Source organism: Bradyrhizobium sp. BRP56, assembly GCF_020194035.1.
Taxonomy (GTDB): domain Bacteria; phylum Pseudomonadota; class Alphaproteobacteria; order Rhizobiales; family Xanthobacteraceae; genus Bradyrhizobium; species Bradyrhizobium australafricanum.
Genome location: NZ_JADYVV010000009.1, coordinates 50965 through 67322 on the forward strand (window position 1 = coordinate 50965; position 16358 = coordinate 67322).

13 protein-coding genes and 3 pseudogenes are annotated in these 16358 nt (G+C 60.7%); 11 read left to right on the plus strand and 5 right to left on the minus strand.

The window, feature by feature from the left end; translation table 11 throughout:
* Positions 1-252: 252 nt before the first annotated feature.
* The gene (locus I6F38_RS08835; RefSeq protein WP_143279022.1) at positions 253-651 is read right to left on the minus strand and encodes a hypothetical protein; all 399 of its coding nucleotides are present in this window, start codon (positions 649-651) and stop codon (positions 253-255) included.
* A 117-nt stretch (positions 652-768) separates the two neighbouring features.
* Here I6F38_RS08835 and sfnG point away from each other — a divergent pair, with 117 nt between their 5' ends.
* From sfnG to I6F38_RS08870, 7 genes and pseudogenes are all read left to right on the plus strand, one after another.
* Positions 769-1869: a dimethylsulfone monooxygenase SfnG gene (gene sfnG / locus I6F38_RS08840; protein WP_225160042.1), complete on the plus strand. Its 1101-nt coding sequence runs from the start codon at positions 769-771 to the stop codon at positions 1867-1869.
* Between the two features lie 22 nt (positions 1870-1891).
* Positions 1892-2804: pseudogene (locus tag I6F38_RS08845) on the plus strand (ABC transporter ATP-binding protein).
* Positions 2804-3694 carry a branched-chain amino acid ABC transporter permease gene (locus tag I6F38_RS08850; RefSeq protein ID WP_018273351.1) on the plus strand — a complete coding sequence of 297 codons (891 nt, stop codon included), beginning with the start codon at positions 2804-2806 and terminating at the stop codon, positions 3692-3694. Before I6F38_RS08845 ends, I6F38_RS08850 begins: the two are co-directional and overlap by 1 nt.
* Positions 3695-3697: 3 nt before the next feature.
* Positions 3698-4768, plus strand: a complete 1071-nt coding sequence (locus tag I6F38_RS08855; RefSeq protein WP_016848255.1) for a branched-chain amino acid ABC transporter permease — start codon at positions 3698-3700, stop codon at positions 4766-4768.
* Positions 4769-4770: 2 nt separating this feature from the next.
* Positions 4771-6099 (plus strand): ABC transporter substrate-binding protein, encoded by a 1329-nt coding sequence (locus I6F38_RS08860; RefSeq protein ID WP_225160043.1) that lies wholly within the window; start codon positions 4771-4773, stop codon positions 6097-6099.
* A gap of 61 nt (positions 6100-6160) precedes the next feature.
* On the plus strand, positions 6161-6946 hold the full coding sequence (locus I6F38_RS08865; RefSeq protein WP_225160044.1) for an ABC transporter ATP-binding protein: 786 nt from the start codon (positions 6161-6163) through the stop codon (positions 6944-6946).
* Positions 6947-6971: 25 nt separating this feature from the next.
* Positions 6972-8168, plus strand: a complete 1197-nt coding sequence (locus I6F38_RS08870; protein ID WP_225160045.1) for an acyl-CoA dehydrogenase family protein — start codon at positions 6972-6974, stop codon at positions 8166-8168.
* Positions 8169-8400: 232 nt separating this feature from the next.
* Here I6F38_RS08870 and I6F38_RS08875 read toward each other — a convergent pair whose 3' ends face one another.
* The 4 genes and pseudogenes from I6F38_RS08875 to I6F38_RS08890 form a co-directional block, all read right to left on the minus strand.
* On the minus strand, positions 8401-8691 hold the full coding sequence (locus I6F38_RS08875) for a HipA domain-containing protein (RefSeq protein ID WP_225160046.1): 291 nt from the start codon (positions 8689-8691) through the stop codon (positions 8401-8403).
* 978 nt (positions 8692-9669) lie between these two features.
* On the minus strand, positions 9670-9828 hold the full coding sequence (locus I6F38_RS08880; protein ID WP_225160048.1) for a hypothetical protein: 159 nt from the start codon (positions 9826-9828) through the stop codon (positions 9670-9672).
* Between the two features lie 699 nt (positions 9829-10527).
* Positions 10528-10936: pseudogene (locus tag I6F38_RS08885) on the minus strand (IS5 family transposase); the annotation flags it as partial.
* 66 nt (positions 10937-11002) lie between these two features.
* The gene (locus I6F38_RS08890; protein WP_097672833.1) at positions 11003-11476 is read right to left on the minus strand and encodes a MarR family winged helix-turn-helix transcriptional regulator; all 474 of its coding nucleotides are present in this window, start codon (positions 11474-11476) and stop codon (positions 11003-11005) included.
* Positions 11477-11561: 85 nt separating this feature from the next.
* Between I6F38_RS08890 and I6F38_RS08895 the strand changes: the two genes are divergently transcribed.
* The 4 genes and pseudogenes from I6F38_RS08895 (at position 11562) to I6F38_RS08910 (ending at position 15893) form a co-directional block, all read left to right on the plus strand.
* The gene (locus I6F38_RS08895; protein WP_097672832.1) at positions 11562-11942 is read left to right on the plus strand and encodes an antibiotic biosynthesis monooxygenase family protein; all 381 of its coding nucleotides are present in this window, start codon (positions 11562-11564) and stop codon (positions 11940-11942) included.
* A 30-nt stretch (positions 11943-11972) separates the two neighbouring features.
* Complete coding sequence (locus I6F38_RS08900; protein WP_097672831.1) at positions 11973-12419, plus strand: hypothetical protein; 447 nt, start codon at positions 11973-11975, stop codon at positions 12417-12419.
* A gap of 121 nt (positions 12420-12540) precedes the next feature.
* Complete coding sequence (locus I6F38_RS08905) at positions 12541-15216, plus strand: PAS domain S-box protein (RefSeq protein ID WP_225160050.1); 2676 nt, start codon at positions 12541-12543, stop codon at positions 15214-15216.
* Positions 15213-15893 (plus strand): annotated as a pseudogene (locus I6F38_RS08910) (response regulator). Before I6F38_RS08905 ends, I6F38_RS08910 begins: the two are co-directional and overlap by 4 nt.
* Positions 15894-16358: the final 465 nt, after the last annotated feature.

Here is a 16358-nt window from a genome sequence, read left to right on the forward strand (position 1 = left end):
AAACAAACGTGCCTCGCTGTATGAGGGAGATTCAGCGGCGAAGTAGACCCTCGCTGCCCGACAGCGCCGATCATTTCGTTTCTGAATAGAGGGGGTCAACGTAATCTGTCCAATCCAACCTATCGATCGACGGCGGCCGCAACCTCCTATTGGATAAACTATGCCAGCGACACCGCATCGCAAGGAACTGCTTGGATTTGGCAAATGGATAACCACAGTCTTCGCGCTTGTGTTATTCCGACGGCAGGAAATTCAACTGCTGATGCAATGGAGGTCCAGCGATACACTTGTTGGACGGCTCTCGATTTTGCTATCAAAACCGCTTGCCATTAACTTCAGCAGGTGAGTATTCGCAGCCGAGTTTTCGCCCGCATGGCAACAATCGTCGCGTTTCGCGTCAACAAAAGAATACCGCTTTCCCGGACGCGCTGAAAAAGAGTTTGGCTTGGACTCGCTGGTCCCAACTTTCTCTGAGAGTATTGGTTGCTCGCCGATGATGCTTGCGAGGGGAACGCGGATGACTTTCAGGGGCCTCTTTGACCGATCTCGAACCTGCGTTGCGCAGCTGATGTCGTATCGCGCACCGTGTTGTTGACGCACCGATTGCGCGCCGGCGCGGATCAGGGCTGATCGCGCAAAGTTTCCCATCATCCCGATCTCAGTGACGGCTTGAACGAACTGTGTCGTAACCCGCTGACCAGCCGCAGCGTGAATGCATCGTGCTGCTTGCGTTACACTTGCAAATCCAAACTTCAGAAGGACATTCCTATGACCGCGAACCATGATCAGATCAAATTCGCCTATTGGGTGCCGAACGTTTCCGGCGGCCTCGTGATCAGCAAGATCGAGCAGCGAACCGGCTGGGATATCGATTACAATCGCCGACTGGCGCAGATCGCGGAACAGGCGGGGTTCGACTATGCCCTGAGCCAGATCCGCTTCACGGCCGGCTATGGCGCCGAGTTCCAGCACGAGCCGGTCGCCTTCAGCCACGCGCTGCTCGCGGCGACCACGAAGCTGAAGGTGATCGCGGCGCTGCTGCCCGGGCCTTGGAATCCGGCGGTTGCCGCCAAGCAGATTGCCACCATCAGCCAGCTCACCGAGGGCCGCGTTGCGGTTAATATCGTCTCTGGATGGTTCCGTGGCGAGTTCACCGCGATCGGCGAACCTTGGCTCGATCACGACGAACGCTACCGGCGCTCGGAAGAGTTCATCCGGTCGCTGCGCGGGATCTGGACCCAGGACAGCTTCACCTTCCGCGGCGATTTCTATCGCTTCAGCGACTACACGCTGAAGCCGAAGCCGGCCCAGCCGCTGCCCGAGATCTTCCAGGGCGGCAGCTCACGCGCGGCGCGCGACATGGCCGCGCGGGTGTCGGACTGGTACTTCACTAACGGCAATTCGGTCGATGAGATCAAGAAGCAGGTCGATGACATCAGGGCCAAGGCAAGGGCCAACAACCATTCGGTCAGGATCGGCGTCAATGCGTTCGCGATCGCGCGCGACAGCGAGGTTGAGGCGCGCAGCGTCCTCAACGAGATCATCGCCAAGGCCGATCCGGAGGCCGTCAATGCCTTCGGTCACGAGGTTAAGAACGCCGGCAAAGCCTCGCCGGAAGGTCAGGGCAATTGGGCCAAATCGAGCTTCGAGGATCTCGTCCAGTATAATGACGGCTTCAAGACCAACCTGATAGGCAGGCCCGAGCAGATCGCCGAGCGCATCATCGCGCTCAAGAAGATCGGGGTCGACCTGGTGCTGCTCGGCTTCCTCCATTTCCAGGAAGAGGTCGAGTATTTCGGCCGCCGCGTCATTCCGCTGGTGCGTGCACTGGAAGCGGACGCGGCGCGGCACGTCCAGGCCGCCGAGTGATTCGGGAAACATTGGCGTGACCATGATCGCAGCAAGCGCGGGTGTGCTTCCATTGGATGGCGCCCTTGTCGAGCCGGCTCTCTCTGCGCCCTTGTCCGCGCGCGCGGACGTCGCGGACCGTGCGCTCGTGAAACGAGGCAGTGGCGAGATCCAGCCGGTGCTCGCGCTTGCTGACATCTCGCTCTCGTTCGGCGGCGTCGCCGCACTGCGCGACATCGATCTCGAGGTCGCACAAGGCGAGATCCGCGCGGTGATCGGCCCCAACGGTGCCGGCAAGAGCTCGCTGCTCAATGTCATCAGCGGGCTCTACCGGCCGGACCGGGGCCGGGTCTGGCTCGGCGAGCATTCCTTCGGCCATGTACCTACGGCGCGGCTGGCGCAGCATGGTGTGGCGCGGACGTTCCAGAATCTCGCTGTGTTCAAGGGCCTCTCGGTGCGCGACAACGTCCTGATGGGAGTGGCGCACCGGGTCCGCGCCGGCTTTCTGCGCCAGATCGCCGGCTCGCCTCTGGCACGGCGGATCGAAGCGGAGAACCGCGCCGCCGCAGAAGACGTCATCGGCTTCCTGCACCTTCGCGAGGTGTGCGACCGCGCCGCCGGAACCTTGCCCTATGGTTTGCAGAAGTGCGTCGAGTTGGCGCGTGCGCTGGTGGCGCGGCCGTCGCTTTTGCTGCTCGACGAGCCCTTTGCGGGCGTCACGCTCGGCGAGAAGCACGAATTGGCCGCGCATGTCCGCAACGCCCGCGACAGCTATGGCGCCACCATCGTCCTAATCGAGCATGACATCGGTGTGGTGATGGGGCTGTCCGATCGCGTCGCGGTGCTCGACTATGGCCGCAGCCGACGGCACGCCGGACCAGGTGCGGTCCGACCAGGCGGTGGTCGATGCCTATCTCGGCGTCGCGCATGCGGACGAAACGGAGCTCGCACTTTGATGTTTGACTATCAATTCCTCATCGAAGTGCTGGTGGGCGGCCTGCTGTCGGGCGTGATGTATTCGCTGGTCGCGATCGGCTTCGTGGTGATTTACAAGACTTCGGGGGTGCTCAACTTCGCGCAGGGCGCGATGCTGCTGTTCGCGGCGCTGACCTTCGTCAGTCTGGTCGAGCGCGGCGTCGCGCTTCCGCTTGCGCTGCTGGCGACACTCGCGATCATGGTCGCGCTCGGTGTCGCGGTCGAGCGCACGGTGTTGCGGCCGCTGGTCAACCAGCCGCCGATCACCTTGTTCATGGCGACGCTGGGGCTGTCCTATGTGATCGAAGGCGCGGCGCAGCTGTTGTGGGGCACCCAAGTCCACGGCCTCGACATCGGCATCAGCGACGTGCCGCTCGATATCGTCGGCGTCTTCATCAGCCGGTTCGATCTGTTCGCGGCGGCGGTGGCGGGCAGCCTGGTTGCGCTGTTCGCGCTGTTCTTCCGCACCACGCGGACAGGGCTGTCGTTCCGCGCCGTCGCCGACGATCCGTTTGCAGCACTTGCGGTCGGCCTTCGCCTGCCGCGGGTGTGGGCCATCGTGTGGACGGTCGCCGGCATCGTTGCGCTGGTCGCCGGATTGCTGTGGGGCGCGCGGCTCGGCGTGCAGTTCTCGCTGTCGCTGGTGGTGCTCAAGGCGCTGCCGGTGCTCGTGCTCGGCGGCTTCGATTCGATCGCCGGCGCCATCGTCGGGGGCCTCCTAATCGGCGCGATCGAGAAGCTCGCCGAGGTCTATGTCGGCCCGTTGGTCGGCGGCGGCATCGAGGCTTGGGCGGGCTATGTCGTCGCGCTGGTATTCCTATTGGTGCGGCCCTCGGGACTGTTCGGGCAGAAGCTGGTCGAGAGGGTCTAGCACATGGACGCAACCTCGAACCCGCGCCAGACCCTCCCCGTCATCGACCGCATCCTGATCGGCATCGGCGCAGTGATTACGTTCGGCGTGATCCCGCTCGCCGGTTCGGATTATTTGATGGACGCGGTTCTGACGCCGTTCCTCGCGCTGGCGCTCGCCGCGGTCGGGCTCAACGTCCTCACCGGCTATGCCGGGCAGGTGTCGCTCGGCTCGGCCGCGTTCCTCGCGGTCGGCGCCTATGCCGCCTACAATCTGCATCTCCGTTTGCCCGAGTTGCCGCTGCTGCTCGACCTGGTGCTGGCCGGCCTCGTCGCGGCCGCGATCGGCATCGTGTTCGGGCTGCCGAGCCTGCGGCTGCGCGGGTTCTATCTCGCGGTCTCGACGCTCGCGGCGCAGTTCTTCGTACAATGGGCGCTGACCAAGTTCGGCTGGTTCTCCAACGACAATCCGTCCGGCGTGATCGATGCGCCAGCGCTGACCATCGCCGGCTATTCCTTCACCAGCGCGGCGGGCCGCTACCTGTTCTCGCTGGCCGTCGTGACGGTGGCGACGATCCTGACCTTGCTGCTGCTGCAATCGCAGACCGGCCGCAACTTCATCGCGGTCCGCGATCACGAGATCGCGGCAAAGGTGATCGGTGTGCCGCTGCTACGGACCAAGCTGCTGGCGTTCGGCGTATCCTCGTTCCTGATCGGGGTCGCTGGGGTGCTGTGGGCCTTTGCCTACCTGCGCACAGTCGAGCCGGCCGGCTTCAATCTCGATCGCTCGTTCCAGATCCTCTTCATCATCATCATCGGTGGATTGGCATCGCTGCGCGGCGCGTTCCTCGGCGCGGCCTTCATCGTGGTGTTTCCGCTGATCCTGTCGCGGCTCGGCGCGGCTCTGCTCGGTGGCGTGTTCGACTCCGGCGTGCTGGAGATGAGCCAGCGCATCGTGATCGGTGCGCTGATCATCGCCTTTTTGATCGCGGAGCCGCGCGGATTGATCGCGCTGTGGGACCGGTTTCGCGCGGCGTCGGCCGCGTGGACCGGCCTCCGCAAGACGTTTCCTGCAACTGACACATCAAGGAGCTGACGATGAGGTTTCGACACTTGAAATTCGCGCTGGGGGTAGTGGGCGTCCTTGCATTTGCTGGAGCACCGGCGGTCCACGCCGACGAGCAGTTCTTTCCGCTGCAAAGCTATCGGGTTGGCCCCTATGCCGCCGGCGGCACCGGCTTCTTCGGCGGCTTCATCGACTATCTGAACCTAATCAATATCCGCGACGGCGGCGTCAACGGCGTAAAACTGACCTGGGACGAGGGCGAGACCCAGTGCGAGGTCGAGCGCGGCGTCGAAGTCTATGAGCGGTTGAAGAACCGGCTCGGCGTCGCTGCCTGGAATCCGCTGTCGGTCGGCATCGCCTACGCCATGATCGACCGCATCACCAAGGACAAGGTGCCGCTGATCACCGTCAACCATGGCCGGACCGATTCGACCGACGGTCGCGTCTTTCCCTACGTCTTCCCGCTGCTGCTCAATCCTTACAGCGAGACCTCGGGTATCGTGAACTACATCGCGAGCCGCGAAGGCGGCGTCGACAGGCTCAAGGACAAGAAAATCGTCGTGCTCTATCACGGCTCGCCCTACGGCAAGGAGACGATCCCGATCTACAAGCTCCTCGCGGACAAGTATCATTTCAGCGTCGAGCAGATCGAGGTGCCGCATCCCGGCAACGAGCAGCAGTCGCAGTGGCTCTCGATCCGGCGCGCCAAGCCCGACTATGTGGTGCTGCGCGGCTGGGGCGTGATGAATCCGGTGGCGCTGAAGACCGCGCAGAAGGTCGGCTTCCCGGCCGACCACATCATCGGTAATGTCTGGTCCAATTCCGAGGAAGACGTGATCCCAGCGGGCGACGCAGCCAAAGGCTATATCGCGATCACCACGCAAGCCTCCGGTGCCGAATATCCGGTGCTGCAAGAGGTGATCAAGACCGTCTATGGCGCAGGGAAGGGCAATCTCGACGACAAGAAGCGGATCGGCAGCGTCTACCACAACCTCGGCATCGTGAACGGCATCCTCAACGTCGAGGCGATCAGGATCGCGCAGGCCAAGTTCGGCGAGCGCACGCTGACCGGCGACGAGGTGCGCTGGGGCTTTGAGCATCTGCAACTGAATCCGGCGCGGGTCGAGGCGCTCGGCGCCAAGGGGCTGTTCCATTCGATCAACGTCACTTGGGACAATCACGAGGGCGACGGCCGCGTCACCTTCCAGCAGTGGGATGGCGCGAAGTGGAAGGTGGTGTCGGACTGGATCGCGCCGGACTGGGCGTCCCTGCGGCCGATCATCGAGAAGTCCGCGGCCGCCTATGCCCAGGAGCATGGCATCACGCCCCGCACCTCCGGCGACGATCCGGTCAGCCAGTAATCGATCGCGCCGCTGCGGGAGCCTTGTGCCTCCCGCAGCCGGTAACTCGACGGATCGAACCATGAGTGAAGTCCTGCTCTCAGTCGACGGCCTGGCCGCGACCTACAATCACGCCATCGGCGCCGTCAGCGACGTGTCGCTCGTGGTGCGGCCGGGCGAAATTGTCGCCGTGCTCGGCGCCAACGGCGCCGGCAAATCGACCACCTTGCAGGCAGTGTCGGCGCTGCTGCCCGCCCGTCGCGGCCAGATCACTGCGGGCCGCATCCTGTTCGACGGCCACGATCTTGCCGGCATATCGGCCGCCGCGCTAGTGCGGGCCGGCATCGTGCCGGTGCTCGAAGGGCGGCACTGTTTTGCGTCGCTGACGGTCGAGGAGAACCTCTTCACCGGCGCGATCGGGCGCGATGCGACCCGCGCCGAGACCGCAGATGATCTCGACCGCGTCTACACGCTGTTTCCGCGGCTGAAGGAGCGGCGCCGTTCGCTGGCCGGGCTGACCTCCGGCGGCGAGCAGCAGATGACAGCGATCGGCCGCGCCCTGATGTCGCGGCCGCGGCTGCTGGTGCTCGATGAGCCGTCGATGGGGCTGGCGCCGCTCGTCGTGGAGGGGATTCTTCGCGCGCTCAAACAGCTCAATGCCGAGCAGGGTCTGTCGATCCTGCTCGCGGAGCAGAACTCGACGGTGGCGCTGCGCTTCGCCGACCACGCTGTCGTGCTCGAGAACGGCCGCAGCGTGCTCGCGGGTGCCGCCGCCGAGCTGCGGCGGCGCGGCGACATCAAGACGCTCTATCTCGGCGGATCGTCACAAGTCAATCCGAGCCGGCAGCCGACCCAGGCTGTCGCTTGACATCAACCCGGACAGGAGAACGACCATGGCCCAAGAAAATCTCGCCCGAAAGATCGACGACGACGTCTATGCAAGACTCGACGCCGCGATCGACGCCACCGTGAAGGTGAACGCCGATCGCAACGACAAGGAGAGCCGGTTTCCGCGCGAGAATCTGCGCGCGCTGTCGGAGGCCGGATGGACCGGCGTGCTGAACGAGGTGCAGCATGGCGGGCTCGGCCTCGCTCACGTCGACTTCGCCGAAGCCGCGTATCGCATCGGGCAAGCCGATGCCTCGACCGGCCTCGTCTATGTGATGCATGTCGGCGCGGCCCAAACTATCAATCTGTTCGGCAGCGCCGACCAGAAGGAGCGCTGGCTCAAATCCAACAATGGTGGTCTGCTCGGCACCTATTCGACCAGCGAGCGCGCCACCGGCGGGCACTGGTGGTACAATCTCTCGGAAGCCTTGCGCGACGGCGAGGATTATCTGGTCAATGCCGAGAAGTCGTTCACGACCAGCTCGGGTCAGGCCGACTACTATGTGGTACAGACGCGCACGCCCGGCGCAAAGGACCAGGCCGATATCGTGTTCTTCATCGTCGACGGCAAGGCCCAAGGGATCGAATCACGGCCTTGGGATGCGCTCGGCGTGCGGGCCAATCATTCAGGTCCGATCCGCTACAGCAATGTGCGGGTGCCACGGCGCGACCGGCTCGGCACCGAGGGGCAGGGCAAGGAGATCATCTATGACGGCGTGTCGCCGGTTTATCTGATCGGGCTCGGCGCGGTCTGGGAAGGCGTGGCGCGCGGAGCGCTGAACGCGGCGGTGGCGCACACCACGAGCTTCGTGCACAAGGATCGGAATAAGAGCCTATCGGATTACCAGGCGATCCGGCAGGAGCTCGGCGCCGCCAAGGTGCTGGTCGAGACCTTGCGGCCGTGGCGCAACGAGCTCGCAGCGCGACTCGACGTGCTGTGGCGCGCCGGCAGGCCGCAGAGCGAGATCCTGATTCCGCTGACCGAATTCAAGGTGCACGCCGCCGAGGTCGCCAACAAGGTCGCGGCCACCGCGCTGACCGTGACCGGAGGCTATGGCTACCATCGCGGTCCGATCGAGCGCTGCTATCGAGACGCGCGCGCCGCGATCGCGATGGGCCCATCCAACGTGATCGCACGCGACTGGATCGGCAAGGCGCTGGTCGGCTTGCCGTTGGAACTGTTCTACGAGGGCGGAGAGTAAAGCCTCGCGGCCTGCACTCCACAGGCTCGGAAATACCGTTCCCTACCGTCGCTAGTCGACCGCGAACCGTGAGTTGTGCAAGCTTAGAGGCCTTTCAGAAGGCGTTGGCAGTCTTTGGTTCGCTCGATCAGCTTTGCGGCAAGGCGCTGGATAACGGCGTTATCTAGCCCTTCCGCTTGCGCGGTAGCGCACACGCCGCTTACGCTGTCCGGAAGCAGATCGGCCAAGGAGTTCAGTCCCGCAATGACTTTTTCCGCATCGAAACGGATTTCGCGGGCGAATTTCCGCCACCTATTTGACCAAGCTTGTATTCCCCACCAATCTTCATCGCGAGCTTCATCTTTTGCAGATCAACATCGTCGTAGGTAAGGATGCTGGCGATATCGTAGAGTGGCGCAAGCCGCACCGTTGGGCCGTTGGCTAGCAGTAATGAGTAGTTCTTGGCGTGCGCATCGGTCCCCCCCGATGAGCCAAGGGCGAGCGAGAATTGGCCTGTCGAGGAGATAGCGATGCCTGTCGCCATATATGAAAGATCTGGGTCCGAAAGGATTTTCGGCCGAAGGTTAGAGGTCCCGAGGGCGCAGCCGATGGCTACGAAAAAGTCTCACGCCATCGCAGAGAAAGCAGGCAAGTTAAACCGTTCCGACCTCGTCGAAGATGCCAGATATCCATATTTGGTGGGGCACGACAAAGATGCACCGCAAGTACATCGGTATGTAATCAAAGCCTCGTAGGAGCTCTACGCCGTCCTCCAAAGCGCACCGGACGATCAGACGGCGCCATTCCGTCCGCTCATTGGCGCGCGCCTACTCCGACTACAGCAACGTGCTCGATCGCCCGCAGCGTCTCCTACAGAACCAACGTCAGCAGCCGCTGTGGTCGGGATCGATCCCGAGTGATTGAAAGACTCCCGACTAAAGGCTGTCGAGACCAGAGCCGACGAATTCTGCTGCTACCAGGAAATCGCCATTGGCCCAAGCTGCCAATTGAGTATGCGCCGCGCAATAGAAGGCGCGCGACGTGATCTTAAAAAATCGGCATTGGGGCGATTCTCTAGGCGAAGGCCTCGTGCAGGAAGAGCGTATCTCTTCCGCTCCGTGTCCGGGAGCACCACGATCATGTTGTCTGGCAGTCCCAAGGCGGTGGCCTGCCGATACGTCTAACGTGCAGTGGTGTCGTTCTCGAATACGGCTACGAGGCCAACGGTGCCGGCGCTGCCGCAAATGCCTTTAGGAAATTCACAAGATAGGCAGCGCCGCCATCCACGCTCAGTTCGGCATGGTTGAAGAACGAGAAGTAATCTTTTCGCTCTGGAAATAGCGCCGTGAGCGACCGTTGTAATATCCGAATGTCCGTGCTGCCCTCGGCAAGAATGACCGTTGTTGCCAGCCGACGGGGATCAAGGGGAGCGGAAGCTCTCTTGTCAGCGCAAATGCTGGCGCCCGACTAGATCCAACCGCCGCCGATCAGCGCCGTGATGTCGAGAGTGACGTGCCGCACGTCAGCGCAGGCATCCAACAAAGCCCGAAGGCTCATCAAGGATCCATAGCCGTCGAACCAAAGCCGGCCTGCCGTCGCGATCACGCATCCGGCGATCGATCTCGTCCGTCGCCTCCTCGCGCGTGTAGAGGATCGCCAGCACTTCGGGTGCCCGCGCCAATACCAATCCTCGACAAAGAATGAGCGCAGTGCCGCGGCCGTCTCCTCTGCCCAATCGCCATCGGCGCAGTATTCGTCCCAGTCTCGCGCGTCGCTGCGAGCTAAGCCTCCAGCCGTTCACGCGCCGTACTGGCCGTGGCAGCCCAAGAGATCCAAACGCGACAAGACAACCGCTCTCGGCGCCTTGTAGACGACGTTGGAACTTTCCGCCTCTTCATCGACCGACGGCCTGATGGCTCGGTCGCTTTCCTAGAAGAGCGCAGAAATGATCGGGAACGACGGACTTTGCGCCATAGACCTCGGTCCGATCGAAATAGATTTTGCAGTAACTTCCTATCCACCGCTCCTACAGGCCAATGTCCAGCATGGTGGTGCGATCGGCGAACGGTCGGCGGCCCTTTGAACTCCGCCATGTCGGCCTCCCAACCGCACATCGACTCACAATCCATTCTAGCCGATCAGCCACCGCACTGTGACGGCAACGACGTTCCAGCCGAGAGCCATGCAGCCCTGACAACCACGCGACTGGTGCCTGTCGGGCGGGGATGGTCCCCGCCTCAGAACAGGAGCCGGATAGATGTCTCAAAGCCTTGCCTTCGCCAATGCATAGAACCTCGCCAACACCCTCATGGTCTGCGTCGTTATCTTCCGCACCGGCAGGAGCGGATACGGCGTCATGCCGGCCACCGAATACGACGGCAGGCGTCAGTGGCAGCCGTACGGGGAGGCCATTGCCATCTACAAGCGCACGAATCTTGCTGGTCTGCCGCGTAACCGTCCTATCGATTGCCTCTGGTTCTTGGCGATGCACGCTCCGTGCTGATGAAGGGGGACAATAGAGGTGTCGATCATCTGGACCGCCGCATCGTGAGCAGCGGCGAGTGCATCTATGATTCGGCTCCAGAGACCGGCCCACGCCAGCGAACAAAGCGGTTATAGCAGGTAGTGTAAGGACCAAAATGATCCGGCAAATCGCGCCAAGGTGCCCCAGATCGCACGACGCAGAAGATGAGGACGCGTCAGTCGTTTACCCGAGGAACTCCACGCGTCTTGTTTGGTAGCATAGACTTGATAAGTGCCCATTCGTAGTCCCTTAGTTCATGGCGCATGATTCGAAGCCCCAGTTTGGGAAGTTGAATCACGGGCGCCGGGCCGAGCACAATGCTTTTGCCATGTCAGGCCGACTTGTCCTCACGGCTGCCCTCAAGCTTATCTCGCAAGGCCGTGATCACGCGATGGACAATCCGTATATCCTTGACCGACAGCCCTTCTGAAAGATCGTTGATCCAGGGAGCCTGCAATTCCATTGCGGCTTCGAAGGCGCGCTGTCCATTCGCAGTGAGCACGACCAGCTGCGCCCGTCGGTGATGCGGGTTGACCTCAAAAGATACGAGGCCCTCCCTGTGCAGATCATTGATTATCCGCTGCACGTTTTGACGATTGCCGCCGAGGTCGCGTGCGAGCCAAGCGACCGGTTGGGGACGTTCGGCGGACACAATGGCGCCAAGCACCTGCCAGCGTGCACTTGTTAGGCCAAGCGGGGCGACCAGACGGTCGCCGGCCGTCAGAAGTAGGCTGTCGAGCCTGAATAGATCGAGAATAAGGTCGGTAAGGGCGTCAGCCTCGGGGGTTCGCTTGGCTCTTTTCATTTGTCACCATTAATTTATATTGACATCATGATGTCAATCCGGTATGTAATCATAATACCAATTAAGCACCATATATCAAATAGCAATGGAGCCACTCATGTCGGTGCTACGCCCACTCGACCCTTCCTTCCCGATCGACCGCCAAATCGCTATTGACGCAAATTCGGTCGTCCTGGTGAATCCATTCACTCTCGCCAAAGCCGATGAAGCGGCTTTTCTCAAGACTTGGCAGGATGACGCAACGTTCATGAAGCGACAGCCGGGTTTCATTTCCACTCAGCTGCACAGAGCTCTCGGTGACGGCTCGACCTATCTGAACTACGCCGTCTGGGAATCCACCGCACACTTCCGCGCGGCCTTCACCCATCCTGACTTCCTGGCAAAACTCGCCAGCTATCCGACCTCCGCGATAGCTTCCCCTCATCTGTTCCAGAAAGTTGCCGTGCCAGGCATCTGCGTTGCCTAGCCCTGCTGTTTTTAGGAAGGGAAGATACTCATGATCAAGTTGATCCATCCTGTCGCTGGCGCCTTGGCTATCGCAACGATCGGCACATTTTGGCTATCGACGGCACTCAGCGAGCTGTTCGCCTCCCATGCCACGATTGCAGCGGTTAAGAGCACCATACCGTGGGGTTTCTTGTTGCTGATTCCGGCGCTCGCTGCCACCGGTGGTACAGGTGTCATTTTGGCAAAGGGGCGCCGGGCCGGACTGATCGGGGCCAAATTCAAGCGCATGCCGTTCATTGCAGGAAACGGCATCCTGATTCTTATTCCGTCTGCGCTCTTCCTTGCGTCGAAGGCTCAGGCGGCAGAATTCGATGCCACGTTCTATGCTGTGCAGGCGATTGAGCTCGCCGCGGGCGCAACAAACATTACACTTCTTGCTCTCAACATGCGGGACGGTCTCAAAATGAAGGGATGGTTGCGCCGCAAACCCACTTAATCACCTGGATCGGAACTGCGCGGACAACTGACCTGACGCGCCCGGTATTGTCATGATTTTACGAGTACGCGCCCAAAGAGTTATAGCTCTCCCGCCGGAGAACAGGCCGGACGGTATCACAATGCGTAGCCAAATCAGCGGTTTAGAACGTTCAGCCCTTCAGTTTGCCTTCGGCAGCATAACGCTGGCCGTGGTAACACTGGCCTGCTTGTACCTTCAAGCGCACTTCGCCGCGACGGCGTTCGCCTATTTGTTAGTGGTCTTGCTGTTTTCGCTGATGGGCAGCTTCATCGCGTCGTCCGCGCTTTGCATCGTAACCTTCGCTGCTCTCGCTTACTACTTTGCGCCGCCGGCATTCAGCCTACGAATCGATGACCCCCAAGATCTGCCGGTGATCGTTGCATTCTTTATTGCCTCGATTGTGGGAGCGCACCTTATCGGTACGCTCCGTCAGGAAAGAGAGGCTGCGCGTGTGATTGCCGCCAGGCTCCAGCGGAGTGCGACCGATTTGGAGGATCGCGAAAAGCGATGGCGCGCCATCTTCGAGCACAATCCGGCCATGTACTTCATGGTCGATGAAGCGGGCACTGTCCTCGACGTCAATACATTCGGCGCGACGCAACTCGGCTATGCTCGTGCTGAACTGATCGGTCAAACCGTGCTGGACGTATTTCTCGAGGAGGATCGCGCGTTCGTTCGGGAATGCGTTCGGACGTGCCTGGAGGATGTCGGACAAACGCGCACCTGGGACGTCCAGAAGGTCAGGAAGGAGGGCTCGGTCTTGTGGGTACGTGAAAGCGCCAAAGCCATGCTCTGGGCGGATGAGCAGCCGATTGTCCTTATCGCCTGCGAAGATATCACGGAGCGAAGGCGGACCGAACTTGCCCTGCAGCGGAGCGAAGCACATTTGACCCAGGCGCAGGAGTTGAGTCACACAGGCAGTTTCAGCTGGAACCCCACTACGGGCGAGGCCTTCTGGTCAAAGGAGACATTTCGGATTTTCGAATTAGATCCTCAGACAGTGCCGCTGGGGCCACAGCTCGTCGTTGAGCGCACTCATCCAGATGATAGGACTTCGGTTCAAGAAACTATCGATCGCGCGATGCGAGAGCCGAGCGATTTCGAGCACCAATACCGGCTTCTGCTACCGGACGGCTCAGTAAAGCACATCCATGCGCAGGCGCGAGCTACGAGAACAGCCTCTGGTGAGATCGAGTTTGTTGGGGCAGCTACGGATATTACGGCGGCTAAGCGAGCAGAACAACAGCTGCGCCGCAGCGAGGCCTATCTGGCCGAAGCCCAGCATCTCAGTCACACGGGTAGCTGGTCCTGGGACGTCTACGGTCTAGATTTCGTGTATCGCTCCGCCGAGGTCGATCGTCTGTTTGGCTTTCGCCCAGAAGAGCCGGTATCGATCGAGACCATTCGATCGCGCATCCATCCGGACGACTTGCCACGGCTGGAGGAGGTGCAGCGCCAGGCGATTGAAAACAAGGCTGAGCGGTTCGAATATGATTTTCGTGTCCTTCCACCTGATGGCGGGATACGACGCATACACTCCGTTGCGCACGTGGTGGTCGGCAACGATGGTAAAGTCAGCGAGCTGATCGGAACACATATGGATGTCACCGAGCAACACGCAGCTAGGGAACGCCTGGAAAACACACTTGCCGCGCTGCGCGAAAGCGAACAGCGCTTTCGCGACTACGCCGAAACAGTTTCCGACTGGCTCTGGGAAACTGGGCCGGATCATCAGGTCACTCGTTTATCCGAGCACACCAGCGCTGCGGGACTTTTGGAGATAGGATTGATCGGCCTGCTTCCCTGTGACATTGCGTGCGACGTCGAAGAGGAGCCGGAGAAGTGGCAGCAGCATCGGGCGACGTTGGAGGCCCATCTCCCGTTTCGGGATCTCGTCTACCGCACCGTGAATCGGACAGGCTCTCCGATCTACGTCCGCACGAGTGGCAAGCCTTTTTTCGATGGAAACGGGACCTTTCTTGGCTACCGTTGCGTCAGCACTGACATCACCGCGACCATTCGCGCCGATCAAGCCGAACAAGAACTACGAAAGGCACAAGCGGAGCTCGCGCATGTAACGCGTGTAACGACCTTAGGAGAGCTGACAACTTCGATCGCCCACGAAATAAGCCAGCCACTCGCCGCTATTATCAGCAACGCCGATGCGTGCCTCGGTTGGATGGGGCGGAAAGCTCCTGATCTTTCCGCTGCGCGCTCTTCGGTGGAGTGGATCATCGAAGACGCAAGCCGGGCAAGCGAGGTGATCCGTCGTATTCGCGCGCTCGCGAAGAAAGGCGACATTGAGATGGCGCCGCTCAAAATCAATGAGGTCGTCAGGGACGTCATTGCGCTGGTAACACGAGAGCTGGTGAGCCACCGAGTGACGCTACGAACCGAGTTGACGGCAGGGTTGCCTACGATCCTCGGCGACCGGATTCAGCTACAACAGGTTATCATTAACCTGGTGATGAACGGAATCGAAGCCATGGACGCAGTTACCGACCGGACGCGCGAACTGCTGATTCAATCATCAAAGAACGATGTGGGGCACATCCAGCTTGCCGTGACCGATTGCGGCGTCGGCATCGCCGAGAACGACGCAGACCGCGTCTTGGATCCTTTCTTCACCACTAAATCGAGTGGCCTTGGAATGGGCCTCTCGATCTGCCGGTCGATCGTGGAAGCCCACGGAGGACGGCTGTCAATCGTCCACAAAAATGGACCGGGCGCGACCTTCCAGTTCACCCTACCGCTGCATAAGGAGGCCGTCTCGTGACAGGACGATTTGACTCGCCAGGTGAAGTCAGCAATGCTGAGTCCTCGACAAAGGCGATTGTCTTCGTCGTCAAGGATGACGTCTCCATGCGTCGCTCGCTTACGACCTTTTTCAATCGGTAGGGTTAGACGTCATTGCATTCGGATCGGCGCGCGAAACGCTACAGAGCACAATTCCGGACGTTATTAGCTGTCTAGTTCTTGATGTCCAGCTTCCAGGCTTGAGCGGCCTTGACTAGCAGACCGAGCTAGCGAGGTTGAACATACATATTCCGATCATTCTCATTACGGGCCATGGTGACATTCCCATGACCGTCAGGGCCATGAAGGAAGGAGCGGTCGATTTTCTCAGCAAACCGTTTCGCGATCAGGAACTGCTTGATGCCGTGGTTGCAGCGACCGAACGCGATCGCAAAAGACGAGAGGCTCAGCAGATCGTCGCGAACCTCCAGTCTCGATTTGAGAGCTCAAGCCCCGCGCGAGCAGGGGGTGATGAAACTGGTCGCTACCGGCATGATGAACAAGGCAGCCGCCGAGCTTAGGCTCGCCGAGATTACGGTCAAGATCTACCGGGGACACGTAATGAGGAAGATGCGTGCACGGTCGCTGGCCGACTTGATCAGAATGACTGAGACGTTGGGAATTCGCGCCAATCGTCCTGAACAAACCGAAGTATGATTTTACAATTTTCATCAGTCGAGCTCACTTTTCGCCGAAGGCGGCTAATGCTTGCAGCCGCTATTCCTCCTTCAGGAGGCTCGTCTTATCCATGCCTGTGATTTCCGTTGTTGACAACGACGCCCCAGTCCGTGCGGCGGCAGAGAATCTTTTGAAATCGCGTGGCTACATCGCCGCGACATCTCCCTCCCTCTCTCCCGACCGACCCTGAGGAAGCGCTCGCCGGTGTCGTAGCTTTGCGCCGACTGGCGGACAGGATCGAACGCCAAGCCGTCCGCTCGGCCCTATGCCAAGGTTTGTCGTGGTCGACGATCGCCCAAGCTTTAGGGATCACCAAACAGGCCGCCCACAAACGACTTTCAGACGTGGCGACACGCAACAGCTCTATATAAGAGGATTGTCATGTTCAAAGGCATCGGATCGAAGCTCAACGACATGGGCACCATTAAGTTTCTTTGCGAGAGG

Coding starts and splice junctions, on each gene's coding strand:
- I6F38_RS08835 (WP_143279022.1), bottom strand. CDS start 651: ATGATGGGAAACTTTGCGCGATCAGCCCTGATCCGCGCCGGCGCGCAA.
- sfnG (WP_225160042.1), top strand. CDS start 769: ATGACCGCGAACCATGATCAGATCAAATTCGCCTATTGGGTGCCGAAC.
- I6F38_RS08850 (WP_018273351.1), top strand. CDS start 2,804: ATGTTTGACTATCAATTCCTCATCGAAGTGCTGGTGGGCGGCCTGCTG.
- I6F38_RS08855 (WP_016848255.1), top strand. CDS start 3,698: ATGGACGCAACCTCGAACCCGCGCCAGACCCTCCCCGTCATCGACCGC.
- I6F38_RS08860 (WP_225160043.1), top strand. CDS start 4,771: ATGAGGTTTCGACACTTGAAATTCGCGCTGGGGGTAGTGGGCGTCCTT.
- I6F38_RS08865 (WP_225160044.1), top strand. CDS start 6,161: ATGAGTGAAGTCCTGCTCTCAGTCGACGGCCTGGCCGCGACCTACAAT.
- I6F38_RS08870 (WP_225160045.1), top strand. CDS start 6,972: ATGGCCCAAGAAAATCTCGCCCGAAAGATCGACGACGACGTCTATGCA.
- I6F38_RS08875 (WP_225160046.1), bottom strand. CDS start 8,691: ATGGCGACAGGCATCGCTATCTCCTCGACAGGCCAATTCTCGCTCGCC.
- I6F38_RS08890 (WP_097672833.1), bottom strand. CDS start 11,476: ATGAAAAGAGCCAAGCGAACCCCCGAGGCTGACGCCCTTACCGACCTT.
- I6F38_RS08895 (WP_097672832.1), top strand. CDS start 11,562: ATGGAGCCACTCATGTCGGTGCTACGCCCACTCGACCCTTCCTTCCCG.
- I6F38_RS08900 (WP_097672831.1), top strand. CDS start 11,973: ATGATCAAGTTGATCCATCCTGTCGCTGGCGCCTTGGCTATCGCAACG.
- I6F38_RS08905 (WP_225160050.1), top strand. CDS start 12,541: ATGCGTAGCCAAATCAGCGGTTTAGAACGTTCAGCCCTTCAGTTTGCC.